The sequence below is a fragment of the Capnocytophaga sp. oral taxon 863 str. F0517 genome (assembly GCF_000466425.1).
Classification (GTDB): domain Bacteria; phylum Bacteroidota; class Bacteroidia; order Flavobacteriales; family Flavobacteriaceae; genus Capnocytophaga.
In genome coordinates, this window is the sequence record NZ_KE992138.1 from 1 (window position 1) to 7767 (window position 7767).

Consider the following 7767-nt stretch of genomic DNA (forward strand, 5'->3'; position numbering starts at 1 on the left):
TAACATTGGTTATCTTAGCGGTACTTACAGCATCGCACTGATCCACAGTGGTTACTGTTGGCTTGTCTGGACGACCTTTGGCTGCGGTGATGGTAAAGTAAGCCGAGGTCTCTGTACAAATACCTTTTTTGGCTGTCACCTTGTAAGTACCTGCCGCTAAACCGGTTACCACCCCAGTGGTTCTATCTACTGTAGGAGCAGGGCTTACTACGGCATTGGTTACGGTATTGGTAAAGATATAGCTTACATCATTGGTCGATACCACATTGGAAATCTTCACTGTACTTGGTTTATCACAGTTTGCTGCATCTTTAGCCACCACTGTAGGTTGAGCAGGGCTTGGGAGTTGCGCGGCTATGGTAAAGTAAGCCGAGGGATCAGAAGTACAACCATTTTGGGTTACCTTTAGCTGATACCTTCCTGCTGGAAGGTCGGTAATCTTACCTGTACCGTCGTCCACAGAGGCACTAACGGTTGCATTTTGGCTATTGACAAAGGTATAGGTAGCCCCAGAGTACTGGCTGATGTTGGCAATCTTCATCAGAGTAGGATTCGTACAGTTCGGATCGCTGACCTTATCCAAGGTTGGAGTCACAGGCTTCTTAGAAGACTCTATGGTAAATTTATCCGAATCCGGTGAAGGACAGCCTTGATTTTCTACATAGATCCTATGAGTACCTGCCGCCAAGTCAGTGGTGATCACCCCATTTGCATCCACATGAAGCATAGTGAAAGTACCTGCTAAGAAATAGTGATAATTAAGATGAGGATCGTAGCCTACGATTTTAATCTTTGTCTTATCGGTACAAGTAGCATTTTCATGCACTTCCAAGACTGGCTTATCGGGAGCCATCTTGGGTTTTACCGTAAAAGGTACTGCGGCAGAGAAGCAACCATCTGCACTCTTTGTACGCATCGTATGTGCTCCTGGCGAAGGAGTAGGAGTGATAAATCCTCCTATCTGGAAAAGCTGTGTCCCATGCTCATCATGGAGGGTCAGCCCAGAGAGGTTAGAGGTAACTCTTACCAAAGTAGTGGCATTACAGATAGGGGTCTGTACATCTACATCGGGTGGTGCCGGTGCAGCCTTAACATCTATCGTTACTGAGCTACTACTTACTGTCTCACACTGGCCTGTTACCTTTACATAATAATAGAAGGTACCTGCTGTAGCTGAAGAAGGAACATAGGTAGGGGCATTCTCTCCTACTGGGGTTCCTCCGGTATTGATAGCAGTGGCGGTTTGATACCACTGATAGCGGAGCGTACCACTTCCTTCGGCTACTACTCTAAGTGGAGTTACGGTATCGTTTTGGCAATAGGTAGTAGCTCCTACAGGAGGTGCTGTGATAGTGGTCTTCTTATTGATAGTTACCCTTACCGGAATGGTACGTTCCTCATTACCACAGTTGTCCTTAACCACACAGTAGTAATAGGTAATCCCTGTAGAGGAAGTGTTCGGGGTATAGGTGTTGGTAGTTACCCCTGTGGTGGTGCCTCCATGTATGATGGGGGAGGTATTCTGGAACCACTCATAGGTCAGTCCTTCTCCAATAGCCTCTACCTCGAAGGGGGTGACACTGGTCTCTCCTTCACAATAGGTAGCATGCGATGGCTGCTTGGTAATGGTAAGGCTATTCTTCACCGTTACAGGGATGATGTTACTTTCCACTGTCCTACATCCTGCATCGTTGGCTACTTTTACAAAGTAATAGGTAGTACCTATCAGATCTGTAGAAGGGGTATAGGAAGCCGCATTGGCACCCAATATAGGGGTGGCTCCCACCTTACTATTGGTGCTATTCTGATACCATTGGTAGGTATAGTTCGTATCATTCCCTTCTGCTACAACAGTAAGTGGCGTTACAGGAGCTCCTTTACAATAAGGTGCTGGGACTACAGGCGGAGTTTTGATTTTTAGGTATTGTACATTTAGCCTAAATGTATTAGATTGTACTGTGTATACTCGTGTTAATGGTGGCAAGGTTTGAGTCGTCCTTATACTCATAGCATATTCCTTACCATTCATCGCTTCTGTAGCGGTAATTGTAGCGGTATAAGTTCGCTTATCTCCATTCCTTGTTTCTGTCAGATAGCCTTTTTGAGAAAATGTACCTCCATTCTTTTCCATAAGGATCATATCTGTAGGAACCGCTCCTAGAGAAACAGCAGCTTCCATTCTTATCGTTACAGTCGCTCCTACACATACCGTTTGGTCAGTAGGTTGCTGGATTATTTGAGGAGGGATAAGCTGCCAACCAGGGCTTTGATATATTTCTATCTGTTTATCCAATACCTTACTACAAGAGGTAAGGGTACCATCGGTAATTTTGGTCACCTTCACTATCGTATTGGGTTGTATCGTTTCAGTATAAGTAACCACTCCTGTAGCATTCAGTGTGATGGTCTGCTCTAGCTGGGTGCCTATTTGGAAGGTTACTATTGCATTAGGGGTTCCCTTAAAGGTCAAGGTAACAGAATCTCCTGTTGGCGAAACTGTTGCTGGATTTGCCACTATACTTTCAAACTGTGGATCCACTATTTGTACATTGACCGCTTCCCTGTCACTCTCACAATCACCATTGGTACGAGCTACATAATAAGTAGCCGTACGCAATAAGATACCAGAAGCCAAAGGCGTACCTCCTGTGGCTATATCATACCAACGTAGGTCTGCTCCCTGAGGGTCAAGGTCTATTACGCGCTTCTGATCTGCCGCACAGAAAGTCTGATTGGCATTCACCCCTGTAGGCTTTGCTGGCTTAGGGGCAATGAGCAGAGGCGTTTTTTCGCTCACACACTTGCCTGAATCCTGTATGGTATAGAAATATTTTATAGAAAGGTTTATAGAGTTACTATCATTTTGTTCGTCCCAGTTGTTACCATTTTGGAGGTATAGCTTAGCCGAAGGGGCTATCGCAGCCTTTACTTGCCCCGCGGTGGGGGTAGTGGTACTACATAGGGCTACGGTACGTGCCACCGCTGGAGTGAGGTTGGTAGAGCGCTCCAAGCTAAGGGTCATATGTCGGCTAGGACACTTAGGCGCTTGTTCTATGGTAAAGGTATATTTGTCCAGCATGTTCCAGTCCACTGGATCGCTATCATTCATCTGAAGGCCGTCATTCTTATAGATATTGAGGGTACCGGTATAGCCTTTGGCTACCAAGAGAGTTCTAAGGGCACCCACGGTTGCATCTGGACAAAGCTTCAATGCCTCTGCCCGAGCTGGGGTATGTTCCTTTTCTAAAACAGACACAGGGTAATAGTCGGACGGACACTTGTTATCCTCCTCTATGGTAAAGAAGCCACTGCTATCTACCTTTAGAATACCAAAATCATTTTGCAGGTTTTTATCCTGATCATAGATTTTGATACCATCGGCTTTGGCGGAAGGATAAAGGGCTCGCAAGGCCGCTCTAAGCCTCCCTATATAAACATAAGAGAAGCCATATTCCTTCCAGTACTGGGTACAAAGCGGAATCACCTTAGGCTCGGCTACCGAATGAGGTTGTATCGTTACAGTCACTGGTGACTGAGCGGTAAGGCAAGTACCTTCCTGCTTGCTATAGGTCAAGGATGTACCTGAGGATAGCTGATAACTATCGGCAAGGGCGACCCCATTCTGATAGAGGATAATCTTAGCGTGTTCTACGGCATCAATACGCTTTTTGAGTTCTCCTACTGTAAGAGCGCATATAGCCCCGAAATTCTTGGGAGCCAAAGCGGTAGTGGATGTACGACTGAGGGTAATATTCAAGGTAGCACTGGGGCAAAGGTAATTCTGCTGTACGCGCAAATAGAGCGTCTTGTTGCCTCCATTAGGGATCGTTCCTACCGCATCCGAAGCCTGTTTCTCATTGGTTTCATTTTGAGCATCCTGGGCGGAAGTATACCAATGGAAGGCAAGAGCGGCTTGGCTTACAGCTGCCTCACTTTGGGAGAGAATCAGCTGCGCTACCTCTCCATAGGTGATATCCTCCTGACAGATAACAATTTGGGTCTTTACCTTATCCGAGGCAGTCGTCTTACGTACCTTGAGGGTAGCCTCGGCACTGACCAAGACTTCCCCACAGGGGCGCAACACTTTATAGATAAAGGTATTGGTACGACCTGCATATTCAGGGGTGTTGATATTGATTTTGCCATCGGCAGGCACTACAATCACCCCTGCCTTATCCACGATACGCACCTGTAAGTCGGTATAGTTTCCTATATTACTATCTCGGTTGATAAAGAGGCTATTAAGGTCAAATATTTCAGGAGTGGTATCCACGGGAGCACATTTCTCCAAACTTAGAGCGTTGGGTGCGGTAAAAGCAGGATAGTCATTGGCTTTTCTTAGCTGATAGGCCTGTATATTGGCACGAGCGATACAAGCATTCACATCATTATCGTACTCTGCGAGAAATCGTACGCCATAGGTATGGGTAAAATCGTCTTCTGTGAGTGGAAACACCTCCAAAGTAGTCCCTCGGTAAATCACATGGGTAGGGTTATCAGAGCGATACCACTCTATTTTGATCTTGTCTCCCAAGTCCGGCACCGAAAGAATGGCCTTTTGCCCTACACAATAATATTCTTGTGAGGTGGTAAGCTGTGGAGGTAAGAAGTTGGAAATCACCTCATCGTAGGTTCTTTCGTTACCACAATTGTCCCTTACCTTGAACACATAGCGCGTATTGAGGTTGTCTGGATCCACATTAAGGAAGAAATTGCCATCGGTACTGGGTCGGTTCACAGCTATTCCATCCTTAGTTACTAAGGTATAGGTATAAGGAGGCTGCCCGCCCTTAGGGATAAGGGCGATATGATATTTAGGAGGGTTGCCTGGACGGAATTCTCCACAACCAAAACCTACCGCACTGAGGCCTTCCAAGCTACCTTTGTATTCCTTCTCGGAAAGCACTTGGGTACATTCGTAAGGCCCTTCATTTTGATTTTCTGTATGGGTGAAGGTACGGCGTACGATACGGAACTTGCCCTTTAGCGCTCCTGAGATAGGGGATTCGGAGGCTCCTTCCGTACCTAAGATAGGCAGGGGATTTCCATTGGAAGAGGCGGGTTTCCAAGTATTGGTAGCTGTATCATAACGCTCTATGGAATAAAGCACATTCCCCTTAGGCTTTTGTGCTAAGTTGCCACTGACCTTAGGAAGGCAGTTGGCACTCCAAGAGAGCGTATAGGCCTCTGGCCCTATAATTGCATCTGTTCTTGTCTTTTCATAGCCACAAGTATCGGTATATTTGATCGTATAAGTTCCGGCAGGAAGGTCTTTTACAATCCAAAGATCCTTACGGATACGATCCGAATCAGGCACTACATAAGGGATGGACATACCCGTGGGGAGCTTGGAGCGATCCCCTGTGAAGTCAGTGATAACTATTCGGGCAATCTGTGCCCTATTGTACATATTTTCTATACGCAAAGAAGCATATTCGGTACCTGTAGCAGTAACGCCCTTACAGCTGGCTACCTGAGAGAGGTATAGGACAGCAGGTGACTCGGTAACCCCTGTTTGTATAGTAAGTTCCGGATAAGACTCCGAACGAGTAGGACAATCTGCTGACACCACCTTGAACTGTACCTTATCTCCCACATTTAGCAAGCCCGAAGGAATCAAGACACGTGTCTTAGTATCCAATAGTTTTACAAACTTATCCTGCATACCAGGATGTGAGGTGTGGATTTTATAAAAGCCTGCGGCATTGGGGTCAAGGTGTGCAGGATAACGCTCCAACACATAATAGACAGGAATATAAGGGGCATAGTAGCCATATCGGACGGCTTTGACCGCAGGATTACAGCCGCCTGCATTATCCATTTCGAAAGTGATATCCTTCATCGGATCCTCTGCCGCACGCGCTACATAAGGGAGGGTTTTGGTCGTCCCACAGGCGGTAATATGGGCGGTAATACGCCAAGTACCGAACTCCTTAGGAGTACTCTGATAGACATGTTCTTTCCATTCCAGGAACTTATGTCCATCTTGATCTCCCCCACTCGAGAGCTTGAAGGCCTGTTCCAAGTCGGTACGATTGGTTATATTTTTAGCATAATAATAGGTATGGTTTGTTGGAGAGACAAACTCCCACTTCACTTCAAAGGGATAAGGAAAAGCATCGGCTTCCCATACCTTTTCTATATTCAACCCTCTGAGCTCCAAATTCTTAAAGGCTACATAGTCACAACTGTATTCATGTACCAAAGGGCGGTCTGCATCTACTCTTATTTGGGTAAAATTAAGAATCTGATTCGCCGCCACGACCACTTGTGTGGAAGCATTTCCACCTCCAAAGGAACAGTTGTCTGTTACCTTTACCATATAGTTACCAGCTGGTACATCCAAAAAGACATTAGAAGACTGGCGAGGCCTTACTACTGTAACACCATCTGCTTTGAGTAAGGTATAGGTAAGGGGGAACTTCCCAGAGGTTACCTTCACCTTGATACTTCCATTCCCTGTACAAAGGGCAGGGATATATTGGGCGGTATAAGCAATAGGTTCGTTATCAGCACGAATGGTCACTTGCTGGGGAAGTTCGGTATGGGGAGGTGTCTTTTTTACCGCTTTAATATCATAGGTACCAGCCCCTATCCCTTCGACCTTAAGCGCACTCAAAGGCGTGGTAGGGTAGGCGGCATCCGAAGCCTTCTTATAGTAGAAGTCATAATCACTATTGTTGGCTCCCTGTCCCACTACTGAGAAAAAGATCCCTGCGGCATTAGCACACCATTCGTGTTCCACACGGACAGATAGCTGGTGGTCGGTACTATTCACAGGAGTGATCACATAGTCAAAACCTGAAGTATAGGTACAAAGCCCATTCTCCGCCTTGAGGGCAAAGCGTCGCTCCTTGGTGGTCACGCCCACTGGAATCTCTATAGTGACTTTTTCATCGGCAGGTTGAGAGTAGCTATACCTATATACATAGGTATTCCCATCCTGATCCGTTAGGATGTACTTGGTATCATTCAGCGGATAGCGAATGACAAATTTGGCCGTAGCTCCATAGCTTACTTTTGAGAAAGTAGTGATGTGGGTCTGCTCCAAGGCCTTCTGTATATAGGGATCACAGCTCTGCGCAAATGATTTGCTCGAAAGCAATAACCCTATGATAACTAATAGATTAAAGAATCTTTTCTGCATCTTATTAACCTTATTTAGCATACTAAAAATAAGTTTTACTTTTTATCTGCAAATATAGGTTTTTTTTAAAGATTTTACAGTCCCTTTTTAAAAAAGTTATCTACATTCATTAACCTATTTTTAAACATTTCATGTTTGAAATTAAATCTTTTTAATAGTCAGTTCGTTAACCAATTGCTTATCGCTGCATGAGCTTGTGGGCTAATAGGCGCATTGCTCTATAGCCTAATACAATCCCTATTGCATCGGCTAAGAGGTCAAGAGGATCCCCGGAGCGCCCTAAGTGCATATATTCCTGCGCTAGTTCGGTGGCTATTCCATAGAGGATGAGTATCAAAAAACAACGCCCAAAGGCTTGTCGGGAGAAAGTGGCTTTGTATAAAAAGGAGAGTACTGCAAAGATTACCACATGGAATACCTTGTCGGCTCCCTCAAAAAGAGGCAACTCCTGCGGTAGCCCCTTGGGAGGACTCAGCAGCATATAGGTAAGAAAAAGCCAGTAGAGTGTTAGAATCAATCGTCAATTATTAATGGTTAATGGTTAAAATAATATACTTTAGAAATTAATTCATTGATATTCAATATATTTTTTCTACATCCCCCTAGCCCCCCTCAAGGGG

Annotated in this window: 2 protein-coding genes; both read right to left on the minus strand. The window is 45.4% G+C overall.

From position 1 onward, the window contains the following. Window positions 1-7147 (minus strand): hypothetical protein (locus HMPREF1551_RS06080; RefSeq protein WP_155851610.1); only part of this gene is annotated, 7147 nt, incomplete at its 3' end. A gap of 178 nt (window positions 7148-7325) precedes the next feature. After that, the gene (locus HMPREF1551_RS06085) at window positions 7326-7664 is read right to left on the minus strand and encodes a VanZ family protein (protein ID WP_231374962.1); all 339 of its coding nucleotides are present in this window, start codon (window positions 7662-7664) and stop codon (window positions 7326-7328) included. Window positions 7665-7767: the final 103 nt, after the last annotated feature.